23 protein-coding genes and 1 tRNA gene are annotated in these 21,300 nt (G+C 34.7%); 14 read left to right on the plus strand and 10 right to left on the minus strand.

Translation table 11 applies throughout. The features are described from left to right. Window positions 1-4 precede the first annotated feature (4 nt). Window positions 5-931, minus strand: coding sequence for an aspartate carbamoyltransferase (gene pyrB / locus C7390_RS05885; protein ID WP_116443771.1), 927 nt, complete (start codon window positions 929-931; stop codon window positions 5-7). 162 nt (window positions 932-1,093) lie between these two features. Between pyrB and trpS the strand changes: the two genes are divergently transcribed. Continuing rightward, window positions 1,094-2,179: a tryptophan--tRNA ligase gene (gene trpS, locus C7390_RS05890; RefSeq protein ID WP_116443772.1), complete on the plus strand. Its 1,086-nt coding sequence runs from the start codon at window positions 1,094-1,096 to the stop codon at window positions 2,177-2,179. Between the two features lie 107 nt (window positions 2,180-2,286). Here trpS and C7390_RS05895 read toward each other — a convergent pair whose 3' ends face one another. Continuing rightward, window positions 2,287-3,336, minus strand: a complete 1,050-nt coding sequence (locus C7390_RS05895; RefSeq protein ID WP_022503314.1) for a lactonase family protein — start codon at window positions 3,334-3,336, stop codon at window positions 2,287-2,289. Between the two features lie 78 nt (window positions 3,337-3,414). Then, the gene (locus tag C7390_RS05900) at window positions 3,415-3,669 is read right to left on the minus strand and encodes a PRC-barrel domain-containing protein (protein WP_022503315.1); all 255 of its coding nucleotides are present in this window, start codon (window positions 3,667-3,669) and stop codon (window positions 3,415-3,417) included. A gap of 180 nt (window positions 3,670-3,849) precedes the next feature. Between C7390_RS05900 and C7390_RS05905 the strand changes: the two genes are divergently transcribed. From C7390_RS05905 to aroQ, 7 genes are all read left to right on the plus strand, one after another. Further along, window positions 3,850-4,533 carry a zinc metallopeptidase gene (locus C7390_RS05905; RefSeq protein WP_022503316.1) on the plus strand — a complete coding sequence of 228 codons (684 nt, stop codon included), beginning with the start codon at window positions 3,850-3,852 and terminating at the stop codon, window positions 4,531-4,533. A 139-nt stretch (window positions 4,534-4,672) separates the two neighbouring features. Next, a complete protein-coding gene (gene sigG, locus C7390_RS05910) occupies window positions 4,673-5,449 on the plus strand; it encodes an RNA polymerase sporulation sigma factor SigG (RefSeq protein WP_022503317.1) in 777 nt (258 codons plus the stop codon). A gap of 352 nt (window positions 5,450-5,801) precedes the next feature. Next, the gene (gene nrdR / locus C7390_RS05915; protein WP_116443773.1) at window positions 5,802-6,251 is read left to right on the plus strand and encodes a transcriptional regulator NrdR; all 450 of its coding nucleotides are present in this window, start codon (window positions 5,802-5,804) and stop codon (window positions 6,249-6,251) included. 67 nt (window positions 6,252-6,318) lie between these two features. Continuing rightward, window positions 6,319-6,840: a YqeG family HAD IIIA-type phosphatase gene (locus C7390_RS05920; protein WP_022503319.1), complete on the plus strand. Its 522-nt coding sequence runs from the start codon at window positions 6,319-6,321 to the stop codon at window positions 6,838-6,840. Window positions 6,841-6,949: 109 nt separating this feature from the next. Further along, complete coding sequence (aroE, locus tag C7390_RS05925; RefSeq protein WP_022503320.1) at window positions 6,950-7,822, plus strand: shikimate dehydrogenase; 873 nt, start codon at window positions 6,950-6,952, stop codon at window positions 7,820-7,822. Next, entirely contained in the window at window positions 7,815-8,324 is a 510-nt protein-coding gene (locus C7390_RS05930; RefSeq protein WP_055306138.1) for a shikimate kinase, read from the plus strand. The genes aroE and C7390_RS05930 overlap by 8 nt, the downstream gene beginning before the upstream one ends. Window positions 8,325-8,326: 2 nt before the next feature. Further along, a complete protein-coding gene (aroQ, locus tag C7390_RS05935) occupies window positions 8,327-8,770 on the plus strand; it encodes a type II 3-dehydroquinate dehydratase (protein ID WP_022503322.1) in 444 nt (147 codons plus the stop codon). Between the two features lie 177 nt (window positions 8,771-8,947). Here aroQ and efp read toward each other — a convergent pair whose 3' ends face one another. The 7 genes from efp to C7390_RS05970 form a co-directional block, all read right to left on the minus strand. Then, window positions 8,948-9,505 carry an elongation factor P gene (gene efp, locus C7390_RS05940; protein WP_022204406.1) on the minus strand — a complete coding sequence of 186 codons (558 nt, stop codon included), beginning with the start codon at window positions 9,503-9,505 and terminating at the stop codon, window positions 8,948-8,950. 90 nt (window positions 9,506-9,595) lie between these two features. Then, a complete protein-coding gene (locus C7390_RS05945) occupies window positions 9,596-9,907 on the minus strand; it encodes a DUF1540 domain-containing protein (RefSeq protein ID WP_022503323.1) in 312 nt (103 codons plus the stop codon). 134 nt (window positions 9,908-10,041) lie between these two features. After that, a complete protein-coding gene (gene lepB, locus C7390_RS05950) occupies window positions 10,042-10,755 on the minus strand; it encodes a signal peptidase I (protein ID WP_116443774.1) in 714 nt (237 codons plus the stop codon). Between the two features lie 75 nt (window positions 10,756-10,830). Further along, complete coding sequence (gene htpG / locus C7390_RS05955) at window positions 10,831-12,825, minus strand: molecular chaperone HtpG (RefSeq protein WP_055306137.1); 1,995 nt, start codon at window positions 12,823-12,825, stop codon at window positions 10,831-10,833. A 205-nt stretch (window positions 12,826-13,030) separates the two neighbouring features. Beyond that, window positions 13,031-13,534, minus strand: a complete 504-nt coding sequence (locus C7390_RS05960; RefSeq protein WP_116443775.1) for a DUF5721 family protein — start codon at window positions 13,532-13,534, stop codon at window positions 13,031-13,033. Window positions 13,535-13,677: 143 nt separating this feature from the next. Next, window positions 13,678-14,496 carry an ABC transporter permease gene (locus C7390_RS05965; protein WP_055306135.1) on the minus strand — a complete coding sequence of 273 codons (819 nt, stop codon included), beginning with the start codon at window positions 14,494-14,496 and terminating at the stop codon, window positions 13,678-13,680. Further along, window positions 14,493-15,281: an ABC transporter ATP-binding protein gene (locus C7390_RS05970; RefSeq protein ID WP_116443776.1), complete on the minus strand. Its 789-nt coding sequence runs from the start codon at window positions 15,279-15,281 to the stop codon at window positions 14,493-14,495. The genes C7390_RS05965 and C7390_RS05970 overlap by 4 nt, the downstream gene beginning before the upstream one ends. A gap of 250 nt (window positions 15,282-15,531) precedes the next feature. On the opposite strand from C7390_RS05970, the gene C7390_RS05975 reads away from it, so the two are divergent. The 6 genes from C7390_RS05975 (at window position 15,532) to C7390_RS06000 (ending at window position 21,297) form a co-directional block, all read left to right on the plus strand. After that, window positions 15,532-15,604 (plus strand) — tRNA-Thr (locus C7390_RS05975). Window positions 15,605-15,904: 300 nt separating this feature from the next. Then, complete coding sequence (locus tag C7390_RS05980) at window positions 15,905-16,648, plus strand: YveK family protein (protein ID WP_055306133.1); 744 nt, start codon at window positions 15,905-15,907, stop codon at window positions 16,646-16,648. A gap of 31 nt (window positions 16,649-16,679) precedes the next feature. Then, complete coding sequence (locus tag C7390_RS05985) at window positions 16,680-17,609, plus strand: CpsD/CapB family tyrosine-protein kinase (RefSeq protein ID WP_116443777.1); 930 nt, start codon at window positions 16,680-16,682, stop codon at window positions 17,607-17,609. Between the two features lie 58 nt (window positions 17,610-17,667). Continuing rightward, complete coding sequence (locus C7390_RS05990) at window positions 17,668-19,107, plus strand: exopolysaccharide biosynthesis polyprenyl glycosylphosphotransferase (RefSeq protein WP_116443778.1); 1,440 nt, start codon at window positions 17,668-17,670, stop codon at window positions 19,105-19,107. 26 nt (window positions 19,108-19,133) lie between these two features. Further along, window positions 19,134-20,237 carry a glycosyltransferase family 4 protein gene (locus tag C7390_RS05995; protein WP_116443779.1) on the plus strand — a complete coding sequence of 368 codons (1,104 nt, stop codon included), beginning with the start codon at window positions 19,134-19,136 and terminating at the stop codon, window positions 20,235-20,237. 67 nt (window positions 20,238-20,304) lie between these two features. Then, window positions 20,305-21,297, plus strand: a complete 993-nt coding sequence (locus tag C7390_RS06000) for an EpsG family protein (RefSeq protein WP_318295580.1) — start codon at window positions 20,305-20,307, stop codon at window positions 21,295-21,297. Window positions 21,298-21,300: the final 3 nt, after the last annotated feature.

Raw genomic sequence — 21,300 nt, forward strand, 5'->3', positions numbered from 1 at the left:
CCTCCTATATTTGCTTGTTATTAAGACCAAGAAGTGTCATAATAAGAGCCATTCTTACATATACACCGAATTGTACCTGTTTAAAGTAAGCAGCTCTTGGGTCATCATCTATATCTACTGATATTTCATTAACACGAGGAAGTGGGTGAAGAACATACATATCCTCTTTTGCAAGAGCCATTTTTGACTTATCAAGTATATAGAAATCTTTCATTCTGAGGTATTCATCTTCTGAGAAGAATCTTTCACGCTGAACTCTTGTCATATATAATATGTTAAGCTCAGGCATAGCATCTTCTAGGTTTTCCATTTCAATGAATTCAGCCTGGTTGGCTTTTAATACATCATCTCTTATATAATCAGGTATTCTTAATTCCTTAGGAGATATAAGCACGAATTTGACATTTTTATATCTTACGAGTGAATTGATAAGTGAATGAACAGTTCTTCCGAACTTAAGGTCACCACAAAGGCCTATTGTAAAGTTGTCAAGAGAACCGCGGAGTTCCCTTATAGTCATAAGATCTGTAAGTGTCTGTGTTGGGTGCTGGTGTCCGCCATCACCTGCATTGATTACAGGTATAGAAGACTTGCTTGCTGCAACCATAGGAGCACCTTCTTTTGGGTGGCGCATGGCACATATGTCTGCATAGCAGGAAATTACCCGTATAGTATCAGCCACGCTTTCGCCCTTTGATGCTGAACTTGAGTTAGCAGAAGAAAAACCTAATACAGACCCTCCAAGATTGAGCATTGCTGCTTCAAAACTAAGACGGGTTCTTGTACTAGGTTCATAAAATAAAGTTGCTAACTTTTTACCATCACATACATGGCTGTATTTTTTAGGATCTTTAGAAATGTCTCTTGCAAGATTAAGTAAATCTTCAAGTTCTGTGACACTTAAGTCTAGTGGACTAAGTAAATGTTTCATTAATTGTTCCTCCACAAGTATATATTATTGTGCTCTTGGCACTCTGTTATATATATTACTATTAATTAGATTAATTCTCAATTGTTATTTTAAAAAAAATGTGATAAAATTATGAATATTTGTGATATGCATAGATGCGTTGCATAAGAATGGAGGAGCAATATGTCTAAGATAATATTAACAGGTGACCGTCCAACAGGAAAGCTTCATGTTGGTCATTATGTTGGTTCATTAAAGAGAAGAGTAGAATTACAGAATTCAGGTGAATACGATAAGATATTTATTATGATAGCAGATGCTCAGGCACTTACAGATAATGCTGATAATCCTGAGAAGGTACGCCAGAACATAATAGAGGTTGCACTTGATTATCTTTCAGTCGGTTTAGACCCAGCCAAGTCTGATATATTTATTCAGTCACAGATTTCACAGCTTACAGAGCTTACATTTTATTATATGAATCTTGTTACAGTTTCAAGACTTCAGAGAAACCCAACAGTTAAGTCAGAGATCCAGATGCGTAACTTTGAAGCGAGCATACCGGTTGGATTTTTCTGCTATCCAATAAGCCAGGCCGCTGATATAACAGCATTTAAGGCTACAACAGTTCCGGCAGGTGAGGATCAGGAGCCGATGATTGAACAGACAAGAGAGATTGTAAGAAAGTTCAATTCAGTATATGGAGATACATTGGTAGAACCACAGATACTTCTTCCGGATAATAAAGTATGTTTAAGACTTCCAGGTACAGATGGCAAAGCTAAGATGAGTAAGTCGCTTGGTAACTGCATATATCTTTCTGATACAGAAGAAGATGTTAAGAAAAAGGTTATGAGTATGTATACAGATCCAGATCATATTAAGGTATCGGATCCTGGTAAGATAGAAGGTAATACTGTATTTACATATCTTGATGCATTCAGTAAGGAAGAAGACTTTGGATTATTCTTACCAGAGTATAATAACCTTGATGAATTAAAAGACCACTATAAGAGAGGTGGACTTGGTGATGTTAAGGTTAAGAAGTTCCTTTTAAATGTTCTTAACAAGGAATTAGAGCCAATCAGAAATAGAAGACACGAATATGAGAAGGATATTCCTTATGTATACGAGATACTTAAACAGGGAACTAAGAATGCATGTGAGGTAGCAGAACAGACATTAAGCGAAGTTAAGGCTGCTATGAAGATTAATTACTTTGATGATGTTCAGCTTATAAATGCACAGTCAGAAAAGTACAGCGGATAATAAAAAGGCACTGTGCCATATATGTATTCAGGATGAGAATGCATATAGCACAGTGCCTTTTGCTTTGATAAAGGCTTGGTCTGGATTTATGGCCAAGCCTTCATTAATTAATCTAACTTTTTAATAACCATATTGTTAGGACGTGATATTTTAAGTTCTTTGCCATTCATAACAATAAGTCCTTTGGTATAGTCTACAGTAAATATTGTTATTGAGTTGCCTTCATTATTCATGGATAAAAGGTGCTTGTCATCAGGAAAAAGGCATATGTACTTAGGATAATCACCACTTACAGGAAGTGAGTTAAGTGTAATTATCTTTCCTGTAGTCTTGTCCACAGAATATATTGTAGCAGTGTTATCACCGGCATTAGAGCAGATTAAGTTATTGCCTGAATTAGTAAGGCATATGTCTGAAGCTGCACTGTTAGACTTATGGTCGCGTCTTACAGTGAATATATTCTGAATCATCTCAAATCTGTTCTTATCAGAAGAAGCATCATAAGAATATACGTTAATATAATTCTTTAATTCACATACAACATAAGCGAATCGTCCATCTTCTGAGAATATCATCTTTCTTGGAGCAGATTCAAGCTGTGAACGTATAATATCAAAAAGCTTGAGCTTTCCAGTTGTATGGTTGAATTCATAAAGCTTAATCTGGTCAATTCCAAGATCACATACACATAAAAGTTCTTCATCAGGTGTAAAGCAGGTATGACTTATATGGGGTCTGAAATTACGTTCAGCAACGCTTCCAAGACCCTTATGAAATACCTCATCAGCTATATCGCCTAAAGAACCATCAGCATTAATATGCATTACAGTAATCTTGCCATCGTGATAGCCGGAAATAACAAGAAAACGGTTATCCTTAGTTACAGAAATATGACAGCCTCTCATTCCGTTGATAGAAGCAACATTCATAAGTTCAAGAGAACCATCTTCAGTAATAGCAAATGAAGAAATACCCTGATCACATATTGCGTATAAATACTTCTTATTAGAAGATAATGTTATATATGAGGGATTATCAATTGTAACCTCACATCTTTCAGTTATTCGTCCCTTTTCAACGTCCATATCATATATATGAATACCTTTGCTGCTTTCGTGGGTATAAGTACCTGCATAAGCCACATATCTATCGTTCATAAGTAACCTCCAATCAAAATATAACGTATAGTCAAGATAAGTTAAATAACCGTGTACTCACTAAATTATATGTATATATTAGCATTTTTCTTTATGTTTATCAAGGCAGACATTGACAAGGATAATGTCACGCCCAATAGATTTGATACATCTGAAAGGTATGACATACACAAATTCACGTCCAAAGAAGCCGCAAAGCCGTCCAGGACCAGGAATTATTATAGAATTGATACAGCCATTTTTAGGGTCAAAGTCAATATCAATAACACAGCCTATAATACAGCAGTCCTCTTCGTTGATAACCTGCTTGTTTTTTAGTTCAAATATCTTCATACAACACCTCATTTTATATAATTATACTTAATATAAAATATGTATTTTTAAAGGGGAAAGTGCATATAACAGGTATAATAATGAAATATTAATGAACAAATGTGTTATGGGTTTGACACACAGATTGGCATAGGCTATCATATTAAATAATAAAATTGATAATTCGATGGAGGAAAATATATGTATTATTTCTATGATGCAACATATATACTCGTTATTATAGGTGCAATAATAAGTCTTATAGCATCTATGAATGTTAAATCGACATTTAACAGATATGATAAGTATAACAGCCGTTCAGGGCTTACAGGTGCTATGGCAGCACAGGAAATATTAAGAGCGGCAGGAATTACTAATGTAAGAATTGAGAGAGTAAGCGGTAATCTTACAGACCATTATTCACCAAAGGAAGGAGTTCTTAGATTATCAGATTCTGTATACAATTCAACATCAGTAGCAGCTATAGGCGTGGCCGCCCATGAGTGTGGACATGCTATGCAGTATGACGAAGAATATTTTCCAATTAAGATAAGAGCAGCTGTAATACCGATAGCTAATATTGGTTCAGCTCTTTCATGGCCAATAATTCTTTTAGGTTTATTCCTTGGAGCTACAGGACTTATGCAGCTTGGAGTAGTGCTTTTCTCACTTGTTGTAGTATTCCAGCTTCTTACTCTCCCGGTTGAATTTGATGCTTCCGCAAGAGCATTAAGAACCTTAAGAGAACGTAATATGCTTGAGTCAAGTGAACTTACCGGTGCAAGAAAGGTGCTTACAGCAGCAGCATTAACATATGTAGCGGCACTTCTTACATCTATTCTTCAGCTTTTAAGACTTGTTCTTCTTACAAGAAGAGATGATTAATATTAAATATGTATATAATTGCCAGTTCACAACAGTATAAAAGTACATTTATGTGGTAATGCTTGTAATATAAGCGAACTTAAATGTATGCCTTTCCACTAAAGATAAATGTTCGCAATGTCTTTAGGAGGAAAGGTTAATGGCTGGTGTAAAAGTTACGATATGTGGTGTTAATACGCAGGAGCTGCCTCTGCTAAGTGCGAAGGAGAAGAAAGAGCTTTTATTAAAGATAAAGGCTGGTGACCAGACAGCAAGAGAGAGATTTATTAAAGGTAATCTCCGTCTGGTATTAAGCATTGTTGGCAGATTTTCTAACAGTAATGAAAATGTGGATGATTTATTCCAGATTGGCTGTATAGGTCTTATAAAATCAATAGACAATTTTGATGTATCGCAGGGCGTGCAGTTCTCAACTTATGCAGTTCCAATGATTACTGGGGAGATTAAGAGGTATCTTCGTGATAACAGTGCAATAAGAGTAAGCCGTTCATTAAAGGATATGGCTTATAAGGCACTTTATACAAAAGAACAGCTATTAAAGAGCAGGCAGAAGGAACCGACAATATCGGAGATTGCAAGTGAGATAGGAGCATCTAAGGAGGATATTGTTATAGCACTTGAGGCTGTATCCCCAACTGTTTCACTGTATGAACCGGTATTTAATGAAGGCGGGGATACATTATATGTCATAGACCAGATTAAAGATAAAGCAGATGGGGAAGAGAACTGGGTTACACATCTGGCATTGGACTCTGCCTTTGCAAAGTTAAGCGGGCGTGAACAGCAGATAATAAGAAAGCGTTTTTATGAATATAAGACACAGATGGAGATAGCCGAAGAGATTGGAATATCACAGGCACAGGTAAGCAGGCTTGAAAAATGTGCTCTTAAGAATATGAAGAAGCATATGTCTTAACAGCATAGCAAGTATTAATAAAATAATAAATAAATAAATAAAGGGCTGTCGCACAAAGTAGAATTTATAATAGGAAGATAATAACAGGTTGATAATGTCTTTATATTATAGATTATATTTGGTGCGGCAGCCCTGATATTTTATGTTATGTGTATTGTATATGGTATTATTATTGTATGTCTTTACAGTCAGAAAGGCTTTTTGCCTGTTCAGAAAGGCTTTTGACTGTAATATAGATTGATTATTAATTAGTGCTATAGTGTGTTTATGGAATATTTTATAGATATTTTGACATAACAGCACCAGTGGGCTATAATTCTAGTAGTTTATTGTATTTAGGGGAGGTTTGTGAATGAAGTGCCCATATTGCGGAAAAGAGAATACAAGAGTAATAGATTCAAGACCTACAGATGACAGCTCTATAAGAAGACGCCGTCAGTGTGATGAATGTGGAAAGCGTTTTACCACATACGAGAAAGTAGAGACACTTCCTCTTATAGTTGTGAAGAAAGATAATAACAGAGAACCTTATGACAGGGAAAAGATAGTGGCTGGAATAGTCAGGTCGTGCCATAAGCGTCCGATATCAATGACACAGATTAATGATATGGTAGATGACATTGAGGGACAGATATTTAATATGGGGGAGAAAGAGATACCTACAACAACGATAGGTTCTATTGTTATGGATAAGTTAAAGGATTTAGATGAAGTTGCATATGTAAGATTTGCTTCTGTATACAGGGAGTTTAAGGATGTTAATACATTTATGGACGAAATCAAGAAAATACTTAAAAAGTAGTAGATACTTAAAAGTAACAAATGCTTAAGAACAGCAGAAAAGCTGATAAGAAAGGTAGTAATTACAGATGTTTAAAAGATTTTATCCGGATATGTATATAGATTCTGCATACGATATAGATTATAAGGGACTTTATGATAAAGGTTACAGGGGAATTATATTTGATGTTGACAACACGCTTGTTGAACACGGAGCACCGGTTACTGAGCGTGCAAAGAAGCTGTTCGGTGATTTAAAGGCTATGGGATATAATACCTGCATAATATCCAATAATAAAGAATACAGGGTTAAGCCGCTTGCAGATGAGGTTGGTTCATTATATGTAAGCAAGGCAGGAAAGCCATCTCCTAAGAATTATGTTAAAGCTATGGAGTATATGAATACTGATAAGTCTGACACATATTTTGTGGGGGATCAGTTGTTCACAGATGTGTGGGGTGCTAACAGGGCAGGAATTAAGTCTGTTCTTGTAAAGCCGATAGACAAGCACGAGGAGATACAGATAATTCTAAAAAGAAGGCTTGAATGGATAGTTCTGCATTTTTATAAGAAGCATATTAAAAGAGAAGGCGGAAAAGCAGGTTTCTAATACATATAGGTTTAATATAATTTCAAGATATATATTTATTGTGATTTCATAATATATGAATTTATCTGTACTTTAGATATAAGCTCATAAGAAAGGAAGTAAGATTTTAATGATAGATATTAATGGTACAACAAGAGTGTGCGGTCTTATAGGTAATCCGGTGGGACATTCAATTTCCCCGGTGATACATAACAGCCTTGCACAGCTTATGGATATGAATATGGTGTATACAACCTTCAAGGTTGAAAAGGGTGATGTTGTCACAGCAGTAAATGGAGCTTATGCACTTAACATATTAGGACTTAATGTAACAGTTCCACACAAGCAGGCTGTTATGGAGTCACTTGTGGATATTGATCCGCTTGCTAAAGCTATAGGAGCTGTTAATACGCTTGTAAGAACAGATAAGGGCTATAAAGGCTATAATACAGATATATTGGGACTTGAAAGAGAACTTATAGACGAGGGAGTTGTGCTTTTAGGCAGCCGTTGTGTAATTCTTGGTGCAGGCGGAGCGGCAAGAGCAATAGCATTTTTATGTGCAAAGAGCGGTGCTAAAGAAATATATATGCTTAACAGGACTAAGGAAAAGACTTACGATATAGCCAAAGCAGTTAATGACTATTTCGGTAAAGAATGTATAAAGCCTATGCTTATAAGTGAGTATGATAAGCTGGAAGCTGATGATTACGTTGTGATACAGACCACAAGCGTTGGACTTTATCCTAATGTGGATGATGTTGTAATTGATGATGAAGCATTTTATAAGAAGGTAAAAGTCGGAGTTGATATTATATATAATCCTAGTGAAACACGTTTTATGAAAATGTGTAAAAATGCCGGAAAGCCAGCCTGCAACGGTTTAAAAATGCTTTTATACCAAGGAGTTGCGGCGTATGAGTTATGGAATGATGTAAGTGTCACAAAAGAACAGGCGGATAAAGTGTATAATAAGATGAAAGAGGAACTTGGAATTGAATAATATTGTACTTATTGGATTTATGGGAAGTGGAAAGACGACATTTGGCCGCTGGGTTTCAAGACGACATAATAGAAAGTTCTATGATACAGATGAGTATATCGAGAAAAAGCAGAATACAACAATAAGCGAAATCTTTGCAACGAAGGGAGAGGAAGCTTTCAGGGATATGGAGACAGAGACGGTAAAAGAGTTATCAGATACTCTTGATAACTGCGTCATATCTGTTGGTGGCGGACTTGTGTTAAGAGAGGTCAATAGGGAGCTTTTAAGAAAGCTTGGAACAGTAGTATATCTTAAAGCTTCTGAGGAGGAACTTTGCAAAAGGTTGAGCAAGGACACCAAACGTCCATTATTACAGGGCGGTGGGCTTCACGAGAAGATACATAACCTTATGGAGCAGAGAGAAGATATATATCTGGATGCGGCTGATATGATAGTTGATACGCAGAAGATGTCATTTGAACAGATGTATACAGCAATCATTAAGAATATGGAGGATTAGCAATGAAGATACTTGTTATTAACGGACCTAATATTAATTTCCTTGGAATAAGAGAAAAAGGAATATATGGCAATGATAATTATGACACGCTTGTTGATATGATTAACAAGAAAGCAGAGGAACTTAATGTTAAAGTTGAGGTATTCCAGAGCAACCATGAGGGTGCAATTATAGATAAGCTTCAGGAAGCTTATTACAATGATGTTGATGGTATTGTAATTAATCCGGGGGCATTTACACATTACAGCTATGCAGTAAGAGATGCACTTGCTTCGATAGCTGCAATACCGAAGATAGAAGTACATATATCCAATGTTCATACAAGAGAAGAATTCAGACATACATCTGTTACAGTTCCAGTATGTCAGGGACAGGTTGTAGGACTTGGACTTAGAGGTTATCTGTATGCGATGGAAGCATTAACAGATATGACGAAGAGTAATTAATAGAGGATAATCATTATAAAGAAGAACCTATAGCACGATTTGGCTATAGGTTCTTCTTTATAATGGGCAGAATAAAAAGAGCCTGTACACCGATGAAAGTGTACAGGCTCTTTTTAAGAACTTATTATGTTAAAATATAATAAATATCTTATAAATCTTAACCTTTAATCTGATTAACTAAACACGTGAAATATATTCACCTGTTCTTGTATCAATCTTAATTGTATCACCCTGGTTAACAAATAATGGAACTAAAATCTTAGCACCTGTTTCAAGGATAGCTGGCTTTGTAGCACCTGTAGCTGTATCACCCTTAACACCTGGTTCAGATTCTGTAATCTGAAGTTCAACAGTGATAGGTGGCTCAATAGAGAATACGTTACCGTTGTGTGAACAGAGCTTAACCATTTCGTTCTCTTTAACGAACTTAAGTGAATCACCAACATTCTCAGCAGATAATGCAATCTGTTCAAATGTCTCTGTATCCATAAAGTTGTAAAGATCACCATCTGAGTAAAGATACTGATATTCTCTCTTCTCAATATGAGCGAGGTCAAACTTTTCTGTAGGTCTGAAAGACTTTTCAACAACACCACCACTCACGATATTCTTTAACTTTGTTCTAACGAAAGCAGCACCCTTACCAGGCTTTACATGCTGGAATTCAATAATCTGCCAAATGTTATTATCCATCTGAATTGTTAAACCATTCTTAAAATCTCCTGCGCTTACCATTCTTTGGTATACCTCCTAATTATCATAACTATTATAATTTTATAATAAAATGAATAATTTGGCAACCTCTTTTTTGTTTATGTTAATTTATTATTTGGATTTAAAGGTTGAACAGACCGTATCGTCAGCATTTACGGCTGTTATGCCTGATATATCAACGTGGTCAGCCTGACAAGCTTCGTTATTGTTATACACGCAGTTATGTGCGGCACACTTTATCTGAAGATTAAGCTTAGGTGAAGCAGTATTATTCTTAGCAGAGCCATCTTTGTAAGAATAGCTTCCACAGCAAGTTTCACTGCACTCACAGGCATTACTTCCCTTTACATCAATACCATTAAGGCAGCAGCAGTTATCATCATTGTGTACACAGCTACAAGCGTTACAGCTTAAATTAGTCATAATAAATTACCTCCTGTTAATCTTTAACTTAAGTGTCTGGTAAATGCTTTAATAAATAGAACATTTGCAATACACAGTAGTAGTATTAACAGGAGGTGATTTATTATACGTTACATTATAAATTGTATGAAATTTTAACTGATTCTGCTAAAGGAAATGCGTCCCTTTTCACCGCTGTAATAACGGATAAGCACCTTGGCAATTATCTTTTCTTTCTTAACATATGTGTTAGTCCAGTATCTTGAGTCTTTGGAGTTATTACGATTATCACCAAGCATAAAATAACAGCCGTCAGGAACAATATAAGTGTGTGTTTCGCCGTCATCATATATATATTCTTTGATATATGGCTCATCAAGCTCATCACCATTGATGTATACATGCCCTTCCTTAATCTGGACTATTTCATTAGGAAGACCAATAACACGCTTAACATAATTCTCTGACTCATTATCAGGATATTTAAAGATTATAACGTCACCGCGCTTTGGTTCGCTGAACTTGTAAGCAAGCCTGAAACCGAAAAGGCGGTCGCCTTCCCATATTGTATCTCTCATAGAGCCAGATGGAACTTCGGCATTAATGATTATGAAATTGGTGCAGAGCAGGGCAATGATAGCTGCAAATATTACAATTTTAATGAAACTGAAGGCTTCTGATAATATAAATTTAACAACAGAATACTCCTGCTTCTTATTATTATCTGTATGTCTGCTGATATTATCAGAATGGCTGTAAGAATAATCATCATTGTCATCATCGTCATCTTCAATATCATCATAATCATCATCAAAATCGATATAATCTAAATCATCTTCATCAGGTGTATTGTTGTTATTAGTAGTCATACGTTAGTCCCCAATCTAATTGATATACGGGGCGAATGAATTCACCCCGTATATCCTATCATATGTTAAATTGTATTATTTTGCAAGTAATTCCATAATCTTATTACTTCTTGCAATGAATTCAGTCATCTGGTTTCCTGTAAGTGGAGCGTGGCTTATAAGTGCAAGGTCGTAAAGCTGTTTACAGATAATATCAGTATTCTCACCATCTTTATTGTTAAGAACATACTGAACAAGACTGTTGTTAGCATTAAGAATTAAAGTCTGTCCTGTAGAACCAAACATAGCCGGATCCATTCCTGACATACCGTACATCTTCATCATATCCTGCATACGTCTATCCTGCTCGGAAAGAGTAATCATAGAAGATACAGAAGCATCCTTTAACTTTTCAACCTTGATATTAAGATTATCATTGTTAAGTGCTTTCTTAAATGTAGCTGTAAGGCTTTCAGTTGCATCCTTTAATTCATCTTCGCTTGTTTCTTCCTTGAATATATCAGAAAGGTCAGTATCAATTCTTGCAAATTTAAGACCCTCGTTCTTGCCTTCAAGATGAGTGATGAATGGCTGGTCAATATTGTGAGTAAGAATGATAGCATCCATATTCTCTTTCTTAAACATATTGATATACTGGCTCTGTTCCTTCTCATCAGTTACATAGAAGACTGTATTCTCGTGCTTTTCCTTGTTAGCTTCAAGGTAATCCTTAAGTGTTAAATACTTGCCTTCAAGGTTCTTGAATATAATGTAATCATTCATCTTCTCAGCGAACTTTTCGTCTTTTAAGCAGCCAAATTTGATGAATGGGTTGATGTCATCCCAATATTTCTCATAGTTCTCACGGTTAGTCTTGCACATACCAGAAAGCTTGTCAGCAACCTTTTTAGTAATGTAATCAGAAATCTTCTTAACAAAGCCATCATTCTGGAGTGCAGAACGTGATACGTTAAGAGGAAGATCTGGACAATCAATAACACCCTTTAAGAGAAGAAGGAATTCAGGAATAACTTCTTTGATGTTATCTGCAACGAATACCTGATTATTGTAAAGCTTAATTGTTCCTTCAATTGACTCGTATTCTGTATTAATCTTAGGGAAGTAAAGTATACCCTTTAAGTTAAAAGGATAGTCCATATTAAGGTGAATCCAGAATAAAGGCTCTTTATAATCGTTAAATACCTTGCGGTAGAATTCCTTATATTCATCCTCAGTACATTCGTTAGGGTGCTTAGTCCAGAGAGGGTGGATATCATTGATAGCAACAGGTCTTTTAACAATCTTAGCCATCTTCTTTGCTGGAACTTTTTCGACTGTCTCTTTAGTGCCGTCCTCTTTTTCAACTTCTTCTGTAACAGCTTCCTTGATAAATGTATCAAGAACAGTATCCTTATCTGTTACTTCTTCCTCTGGAATCTCTTCTGTCTGTTCGCCGGCATCTTCATTAGTAAGGAAGATTGGTACTGGCATAAATGAGCAGTACTTTTCAACTACTTCACGAGCCTTGTATTCATTGGCGAATTCGTAGCTGTCTTCATTTAAGTAAAGAGTGATAGTAGTACCAGGAGTTGCAGCTGTTCCATCAGACATATCATACTCTGTACCTCCGTCACATTCCCAGTGAACAGCCTTAGCACCTTCCTTAAAAGAAAGAGTATCAATAGTAACCTTATCAGCTACCATAAATGCTGAGTAGAAACCAAGTCCGAAGTGACCGATAATCTGGTCATCATTAGCCTTGTCCTTATATTTTTCAAGAAATGCTTCTGCACCAGAGAAAGCAATCTGGTTAATATATTCTTCAACTTCACCATCAGTCATACCAATACCATTATCAATAATCTTGATAGTCTTATTATTAGCACTTACTTTAACATCAATCTTATATTCAATATCATCAGGTGCTTCATATTCACCAATCATATCAAGCTTTTTAAGCTTTGTTATGGCATCGCAGCCGTTAGATATAAGCTCTCTGTAGAAAATATCGTGGTCAGAGTACATCCATTTTTTAATTATTGGAAAAATATTGTCACTGTTAATAGATAAACTTCCGTGTGTATTAGACATAATTATTATCTCCTATCTTTTAATATTCATTAGATGTAAAGAATAAATATATGTATCTTTATATCCTTAATTAAGTCTAAGTTTAATATTGTTAAAAGTGGAAGTCAAGCAGAAATTAGCACTCAAATCTAATGAGTGCTAACAAAAATGGAGATAATACAGTAAAATCAAGGCTTTAGATAAATATTAAATATTAATAAACTTACTATAATTCTTCAAAATCAAGACCGGCATTAGCAAGAAATGTCTTAACATACTTGTCGAAAGCTGTATCAAGCTGCTTATCTAATGTAAATATATTAAGGGAAGTTCCTGTAATAATATCTACATGACCTTCCTGATACTTCATATTAATAAAGAGACCATTAACATTCTCAGGCATAACAGCGATGTTATTCTTTGCGATAATATCTGTGACAAGTTCATAAGAGGCAAGCATAACAAGCTTCATAGCAGCAGGAACTTTATTACCCTTAATAAGACTAAAACAGAATGGCTTAATATTACCCCATTCTGAATAAGACTTTTCGTTATTATTAAGATTATCCCATTCTTCATCAGAATAATATTCCTTGTTAATCTGTCCATTAATAGTGTATGAACACGCAGTCTTTATTGCGGCTTCTGACAGAAGCATTCTATCGAAGGTATCCTTGATAAGCAGCTGGGACATAAATACTTTAGTGTCCTTAATGCGGAGTGAAATCATTAAATCCTCATTTCTGCGCCAGCGTGGCGCGTGATAATCTATAGTAATGCCATTAATTATAAGCTATATGAGTATACAATAAACTGTATGCGATATAAAGCATAATTTGTATATTTGCAGTATATTATGAAAAGATAAAAATGTCAATCACGAAACATTTTCTCAATGACATCAACAAGTTTGAATAGAACAGTTGAGATAATGCAGAGTATAACAATGCTCATAGATACATAAGTCATCTTGAATACCTGCGAACCATATATAATAAGGTAGCCAAGTCCCTTATCAGCGGCTAAGAATTCGCCAATTATTACACCAACAAGGCAAAGACCGATGTTGACCTTCATATTGCTTATTATTATCTGCTTAGAACCGGGAAGTATGAGTTTCTTAAGAATATCTTTCTTAGTACCGCCGAGTGTCTTAATAAGAATGATTTTCTCCTTGTCAATTTCTAAAAATCCGGTATATATGTTAATTATCATACCAAATATAGCTACAGATATAGCAGTTATGATAATAGCTTTCATATTATTGCCAAGCCAGACGATTATCATAGGGGCAAGTGCTGATTTGGGCAGGCTGTTAAGCACAATAAGGAAAGGCTCAAGGCAGTCTGATAAGCCTTTCCACAGCCAGAGAAGAATTGCTGCTCCCATTCCGACAATTATAATAAGGAAGAAAGATAAAAATGTTTCAAAAAGTGTCGTCCATATATGAATGAATATGCTGTTATCTTTAGCCATAGCAATAAAAGTTGTGCATATTCTTGATGGTGAGCTGAATATAAATGGATTAAGAATACCAGTACGGGTTGATATTTCCCAGGCGGCAATAAATGCCATTAAAATCAAAAATCTTAATACAGTTATGGAGATTTTATATAATCTTATGTGGTTAAGATATTGTGTACGGGAGTTAGAGATGTCTTTTTTATTGATTGCTTTGATAGATTTATTCATTGTATATCCTCCCATATTTCATTAAAATATCCTGCAAATTCAGGAGCCTGTCTTGAAGTAAATGGTGTCCGGTCAGGAATGGAAAGGTTGATATTAACAACTTTTTTAATATGTGCAGGCCTGTGTGAAAGAATAACGACACAATCGCCCATAGAGATAGCCTCCGATATATCGTGAGTAACAAGAATGGCTGTTTTTTTCTGCTCTTTAATGATTTTGCCGATATCATCAGACACTTCAAGCCTCGTCTGGTAATCAAGAGCGGAAAATGGTTCATCAAGCAGAAGAATATCCGGGTTAAGTGCAAGGGTTCTTATTAATGCCGCACGCTGACGCATGCCTCCGGATAATTCAGAAGGATGGACATTGCAAAACTGGTATAGGCCATACTCTTTTAGCATATTGTCAACATTTTCTAAATGTTCCTTATCTTTAAGATGATTAATTTCAAGACCGAGTGTCACATTTTTATAAATAGTGCGCCATTCAAATAAAGTATCTTTCTGTGGCATAAATCCAATTCTTGGAGATACAGCATTATCGTGTAGAATATCCTCATTAAAAACAACCTCACCCTTCTGTGGCGAAAGAAGCCCGCATATGATGGAAAGCAAGGTCGATTTGCCACAGCCGGAAGGCCCGACTATAGATGTAAAAGACTGTGGCATAATATCAAGATAGATATTATCAAGTGCAGGAATTTCGCTTTTCGGCGTATTATATGCAAAGGAAATACCTTTAAGCGATAACAGAGGAGGGGATGAATTGGTGGGGAGAGCTTTCATAAATAACCTCTTGGTATAAGTATTGTTATTATAATTTATGCGGCGGGGGGTGGAAATGTGAAAAGGTGCTTGCAATGAGAATAAAAATATAGTATATTAAATATATAAAAATAATAAAATAGATGAAGAATTAAAGCGTTATATATTTATTGTCCCCAATAAATAATGCTAGTATTTAATCTTATTCATTCGAATAAGATAAATTCCACCTTTACAATTCCACCAAATAAGAGTACAATAATTTAGGTATGCTACTATGGCTCAGTCGGTAGAGCAACTGATTCGTAATCAGTAGGTCGCCGGTTCGATTCCGGCTAGTAGCTTGTAACAGTGAAACTTGCGAGAATGTCAGACAGGATATTCTCGCATTTTTTTAGGTGTGATTTGCAGTGTATGCTGATAATAATATAGAATGTTCTTTTTTAAAAACATTTTCCCGCAAATCACATAAAAAACAAGTCAATCATCTCGAAACCAGCTAAAATCAAGGGGGTGGGTAAGACATTTAATCAAAAAAAGAGATGGAAGTAGGCCTTGTTGACATTATTAGACAAGGTTCGTATAATTGTACAGAATAATAAACGCCAGAGTAAGTATTCAAGGCGCAAAGGATAGGAGATAATATGGAAACAAATATCAGACAAGATAACAACGAAGAAGTAGAAATTGATATTATGCAGATCATAAGGATGCTGTTATCAAAGATATGGATAGTAATTGTAGCAGGTGTTGCGACAGCAATAGTTGCATTTGGAATAACAGAGATAGCAATTACACCTCAGTACCAGTCATCCATCAAATTATATATAATCAACAGACAGAATGGCACAACAACAACACTTAGTGATATTCAGTCATCAACACAGCTTGTAAAAGACTATAAGGTTCTTGTTACAAGTCTTCCAGTAGTAGAACAGGTAGTTAAGCAGTTAGATTTAGATATATCACCTGATGCACTTGTTGGCAAGATTTCTTGTGAAATCGAGACAGATTCACGAGTTCTTCAGGTAACAGTTACAGATACAGACCCACAAAGAGCTAAAGAAATAGTAGATGCAATCGCAGATGTATCTGCTAAGCAGATAACATCAGTAATGCAGATTGAAGGCGTTAATGTAATTGAATATGGACGTGTTGCAAATGCACCATCAAGTCCTAATGTTAAGAAGAATACAATGCTTGGTGCAATAGCAGGTATTGTAATAGCAATAGCAGTGCTTGTAGTCAACTTCATTCTTGATGATAGAATTAAGACATCAGATGATGTTGAAAAATATCTTGGCATAACTAATCTTTCACTTATTCCATTAACTGAAGAAGAATATAATGGACAGCCAAGCAGTAAGAAAAAGAAAACAAGAAAATAGGTAAACAAGAGAGTGTGAAAGGATTAAAAATATGCAGACAATTAATATAGAAACTAACCAGCAGGATGATTATCAGGTAAGAGAAAGCTATAGAAATTTAAGAACTAACATATTCTTAAGTGGTAAAGATACAAAGGTAGTAATGTTTACAAGCTGTGGACCTAATGAAGGTAAATCAACAGTAACAATGAACCTTGCTTCATCAATAGCAGATGGCGGCAAGAGAGTGTTATTCATTGACTGTGATTTAAGAAAGTCAGTTCTTGTAGGACGTTACAGAGTTAAAAAGGGTGTTAAGGGATTGACACATTTTCTTTCAGGACAGAACACATTAGAAGAAGTAATATATCAGACAAATGTGCCGGATATGGACGTTATTCTTGCTGGTCCGGTGCCACCTAACCCATCAGAGCTTCTTGACAGCCCATTATTCAAAGAGACTGTAAGACAGATGAGAGAAAAGTATGATTATGTAATCATCGATACACCACCTCTTGGAAGTGTTATCGATGCAGCTATTGTTGCACAGGTATGTGATGGTGCGGTTCTTGTAATCGCAGCTAACCAGGTAAGCTATAAGTTCGCACAGAATGTAATGGGACAGCTTAAAAAGACAAAAATTAAGATAATCGGAAGCGTTCTTAATAAGGTTGATTTATCAGAAAATGGTTACTATGGAAGATACTATGGCAAGTATTATGGTAAATACTACGGCAGCTATTATGGACATTATAACAGCGAGGAGTCACCAGATAAATCATTCGAGAAAGCAAGAAAAGCTTCATCAGCAAGAAAGAATACTAACAATGCTTCTAAGCCAGTCAAAAGACAGGCAGGAAGTGTTGGCGAGGTAGCCGCAAGAAAGAAAGCTAATGTAGCAGGAAACAACACTGGTGTAAGAAAGAAGCCATCAGCAGATGAGTTTGATGGAGATTTTCTTATGGATTATGATGAGAAATAATTTCTGATAATAGAACTATAGAATGGTTTATACACGGGATGATGTGAGGAGAGAGTAAATGATACACAAAAAACAAAAGCAAAAAACGGCTTTATTTCTAGTTCAGGTAATTGTAATTATTATAAATACGTTATTATTTGCGGCAGTATGGTATGGATATTATAAATCAAGAATGTGGGGAAATACATTTTATGGAAAAGGCGATGTGCTGGTAGTAGCACTTTACTTTATAATATATACTGTTATGGCTAAGTTATACAAAGGATTGGCATTAAGAATTAGTAGAATATCCGAACTTATTTATTCCCAATGTATATCTATTCTTATAAGTAATTGCATTATATACATAGTAATAATGTTACTTACAAGACACGTGGAAAATATATTGCCATTATTATTAGAAATGATTATGAGCTGCGTGTTAAGTACAATATGGTCAATTATTGCCAATAAATTGACAAATATTATTTATAGGCCATCTAAGGTACTTCTAGCATACGATAATCAATATGCTTATAAAAATGGTAGAAGTATAATAGACAGGTTAAGCTGGAGATTTATATTGGCAGGTGAAATTAAACTGACGGATATAGAAAGCTGGCATAAAGGAGCACAGGTTGAATTGCAGAAGTTTGTTAATAAGCTGCAGGAAACAGGTGCAGATTCGGTTATGCTGTGTGGACTTGCATCAACACAGCGTAACGATATTATTAAATATTGTGTTGAACACGATATTAAGACATATGTAAGACCTAATATAGGTGATTTTATGATAAGCAATGCCCAGGTTATTCAGATGGCCAATCTTCCAGTTATGATATGTGAAAGAGCAACACCTGGATTAGGATACTTATTCATAAAAAGATTAATGGATATAGTGATATCACTGGTTGGTTTAATTATAACAAGTCCTATATTATTAATTACAGCAATCTTAATAAAGGCATATGATGGAGGTCCTGTATTCTATAAACAGGTAAGACTTACTAAGGATGGCAAGAAATTCAGCATACTGAAATTCAGGAGTATGAAGGTTGATGCTGAAAAAGATGGTGTTGCGAGATTGTCTTCTCAGGGCGATAGCAGAATAACACCAATAGGCAAAGTGATAAGAGCCTGTAGAATTGATGAATTACCTCAGATGATTAATATACTACAGGGTGATTTATCGTGTGTTGGACCTAGACCAGAACGTCCTGAAATATCAGAACAGTACATAAAGGAAATGCCAGAATTCTCATTAAGATTACAGGTAAAAGCTGGACTTACAGGTTATGCTCAGGTATATGGTAAGTACAATACAGAGCCATATGATAAATTACAGATGGATTTAATGTATATATCAAAACTCAGCATAATAACAGACATAAAAATAATTATGGCTACGATAAAGATATTATTTATGCCAGAGAGTACAGAGGGAATTGAGGCAGGCAAGACAACTGCAATGAATAAAGAAGCAATGCAGGAAGCTGCGGCAGCAAAGGAAGAAGATTAGTATTAATTATATGAGGTGTTCTAAGAATGAAAGTTTCATTAATAGCAAATGATACAACGTATATATATAACTTGAGAAAAGAAGTAATAGAAAGATTAATAAAAGAAGGACATCAGGTAGAATTAATATGTGAAAGTTTACTTTATGTGGACGAATTAGAAAAATTAGGATGTAGTATTGTAAAGGTTAATACAGGAAGACACGGTACTAATCCATTTGCAGATTTAGCACTTTTACAAAATTATAAGAAAATATTGAAACAAAGTAAACCAGATATCGTGCTTACATATAATATTAAGCCTTGCAGTTATGGAGGAATGGCTTGTAGAATGTTAAAGCTTCCATATATGCCTAATATTACAGGTCTAGGTACGGCTGTTGAAAATGCCAGTGCGATACAGAAGATAGCTATTATGTTATATAAGCTTGGAGTTAGAAATGCGAAATGTATATTTTTCCAGAACATAGATAATCAGAAGTTTTTTGAAGATCATAATATGATAGGAAAGAATACAAAAGTATGCTTATTACCAGGTTCTGGTGTTAACCTTGAAAAACACAAACTTCTTCCATATCCAGAAGATGATAATATAATACACTTTCAGTTTACTTCCAGAATATTGAAAGAAAAGGGTGTTGATCTTTATATAGAAGCTGCGAGAATTATACATAAGAAATATCCGAATACTGTTTTTAATATATGTGGTGGTTGTGATGATGATAAATATCTGCAAATATTGGAAGATGCAGAAAAAGAGGGGTGTATAAAATATCACGGACAGCAAAAAGATATCAGACCTTTCTTAAAGCAGGCAAGCTGTATAGTTCATCCATCGTATTATCCAGAGGGAATGAGTAATGTATTACTTGAGGCAGCGGCAAGTGGAAGACCTATTATAGCTACTGACAGAAGTGGATGCAGGGAAACTGTAGATGATGGTGTTACAGGATATATCATTCCAATAAAGAATCTGGATAGTCTGGTTAAAGCTATTGAAAAAATTCTTTCAATGTCAGTTGAAGAAAGAAAGAATATGGGTTTGGCAGGACGTAAGAAGATGGAACAGGAATTTGACAGAAATATAGTTGTAGAGGCTTATTTAAATAGTTTAAAATATGAGATGGTGTGAATAAATGATATTTTATTTATGTATTTTAGGAATAGTGTTAATTACTTGTTCATCCATATGGATGGATATGAATATAAAGTCTAACGCGAAAACAGTTTCAATTAATAATGATAATAGATTTTGGATTGCCATATTATTGATGATTTTTATTGCAAGTATTAGATATGGTATAGGATATGATTATTATAGATATGTGGCGCGAGTAGAAGCTTTTAATTCTATAAATTATAGCAATAATTATGAATATATATCCAGATTTATTTTCTTTGTGGCTAATAAATTAAAAAATCCACAATTGGTATTCGTAATTTATTCAATAATTATATATGGGTGTATTGGTAAAGCGATAGCTGATTATAGTATAGATAAGAATGAAGCGGTTATTATTTATTTTTGTATATTTTATATAGAATCGCTTTCGACAATAAGACAGGCAGCGGCTGTAAGTGTTATTTTGTTAGGATATAAATATATAAAAGATAAAAAATTAATTAAATATATGCTTGTATGTATTATTGCGACATTGATTCATCAGTTTGCATTTTTTGCAATTGCAATATATTTTGTATATTACATAAGTACAACTGTTAATATAGTTGTATCCATAGTTGCATTTATTTTATCAAATTATATGCTTAATTACTTAGCCCCTAAATTTTATATATTTAGATTGCTATCAGTATATTTAAAACGAACTGATCAGAGTGGTAAAATTTGGCTTGTATTATATACGCTAATATTTATATATGTTTTTTTTATACTAATCTTAATTAAGAGAAAAAATAATTTGATTGATAAAGAAATAAAGAGATTGTTGAATGTAGTTTTTATAGGAACTATATGTCCATATGTGTTAGGAACAGGTAATGGACATAGAATTGGAGAATATTTTTTAATATTTCATATACTGTTACTTGCGTTATGCAATAATAAACTTAATAAATCAATGAAATACGCATTTAATATAATGATTATTATAGTGTATATTGGCTATTTATATACAACGATAAGAAATGGTCAATATTATATTCCATATGTATCAATATGGAATGTAAAGTAGGTG

The organism is Bacteroides galacturonicus, assembly GCF_003096855.1.
In the GTDB taxonomy this organism is placed as follows: domain Bacteria; phylum Bacillota; class Clostridia; order Lachnospirales; family Lachnospiraceae; genus Lachnospira; species Lachnospira rogosae.

Bases quoted from the DNA above. Each gene is read 5' to 3' on its own strand.
- sigG (WP_022503317.1), top strand. From the start codon at position 4,673: ATGGCTGGTGTAAAAGTTACGATATGTGGTGTTAATACGCAGGAGCTG.
- C7390_RS05965 (WP_055306135.1), bottom strand. From the start codon at position 14,496: ATGAATAAATCTATCAAAGCAATCAATAAAAAAGACATCTCTAACTCC.
- htpG (WP_055306137.1), bottom strand. From the start codon at position 12,825: ATGTCTAATACACACGGAAGTTTATCTATTAACAGTGACAATATTTTT.
- nrdR (WP_116443773.1), top strand. From the start codon at position 5,802: ATGAAGTGCCCATATTGCGGAAAAGAGAATACAAGAGTAATAGATTCA.
- C7390_RS05920 (WP_022503319.1), top strand. From the start codon at position 6,319: ATGTTTAAAAGATTTTATCCGGATATGTATATAGATTCTGCATACGAT.
- trpS (WP_116443772.1), top strand. From the start codon at position 1,094: ATGTCTAAGATAATATTAACAGGTGACCGTCCAACAGGAAAGCTTCAT.
- C7390_RS05980 (WP_055306133.1), top strand. From the start codon at position 15,905: ATGGAAACAAATATCAGACAAGATAACAACGAAGAAGTAGAAATTGAT.
- C7390_RS05945 (WP_022503323.1), bottom strand. From the start codon at position 9,907: ATGACTAATTTAAGCTGTAACGCTTGTAGCTGTGTACACAATGATGAT.
- C7390_RS05990 (WP_116443778.1), top strand. From the start codon at position 17,668: ATGATACACAAAAAACAAAAGCAAAAAACGGCTTTATTTCTAGTTCAG.
- C7390_RS05895 (WP_022503314.1), bottom strand. From the start codon at position 3,336: ATGAACGATAGATATGTGGCTTATGCAGGTACTTATACCCACGAAAGC.
- C7390_RS05905 (WP_022503316.1), top strand. From the start codon at position 3,850: ATGTATTATTTCTATGATGCAACATATATACTCGTTATTATAGGTGCA.
- efp (WP_022204406.1), bottom strand. From the start codon at position 9,505: ATGGTAAGCGCAGGAGATTTTAAGAATGGTTTAACAATTCAGATGGAT.
- aroQ (WP_022503322.1), top strand. From the start codon at position 8,327: ATGAAGATACTTGTTATTAACGGACCTAATATTAATTTCCTTGGAATA.
- C7390_RS05900 (WP_022503315.1), bottom strand. From the start codon at position 3,669: ATGAAGATATTTGAACTAAAAAACAAGCAGGTTATCAACGAAGAGGAC.
- aroE (WP_022503320.1), top strand. From the start codon at position 6,950: ATGATAGATATTAATGGTACAACAAGAGTGTGCGGTCTTATAGGTAAT.
- lepB (WP_116443774.1), bottom strand. From the start codon at position 10,755: ATGACTACTAATAACAACAATACACCTGATGAAGATGATTTAGATTAT.
- pyrB (WP_116443771.1), bottom strand. From the start codon at position 931: ATGAAACATTTACTTAGTCCACTAGACTTAAGTGTCACAGAACTTGAA.
- C7390_RS05995 (WP_116443779.1), top strand. From the start codon at position 19,134: ATGAAAGTTTCATTAATAGCAAATGATACAACGTATATATATAACTTG.
- C7390_RS06000 (WP_318295580.1), top strand. From the start codon at position 20,305: ATGAATATAAAGTCTAACGCGAAAACAGTTTCAATTAATAATGATAAT.
- C7390_RS05970 (WP_116443776.1), bottom strand. From the start codon at position 15,281: ATGAAAGCTCTCCCCACCAATTCATCCCCTCCTCTGTTATCGCTTAAA.
- C7390_RS05985 (WP_116443777.1), top strand. From the start codon at position 16,680: ATGCAGACAATTAATATAGAAACTAACCAGCAGGATGATTATCAGGTA.
- C7390_RS05960 (WP_116443775.1), bottom strand. From the start codon at position 13,534: ATGATTTCACTCCGCATTAAGGACACTAAAGTATTTATGTCCCAGCTG.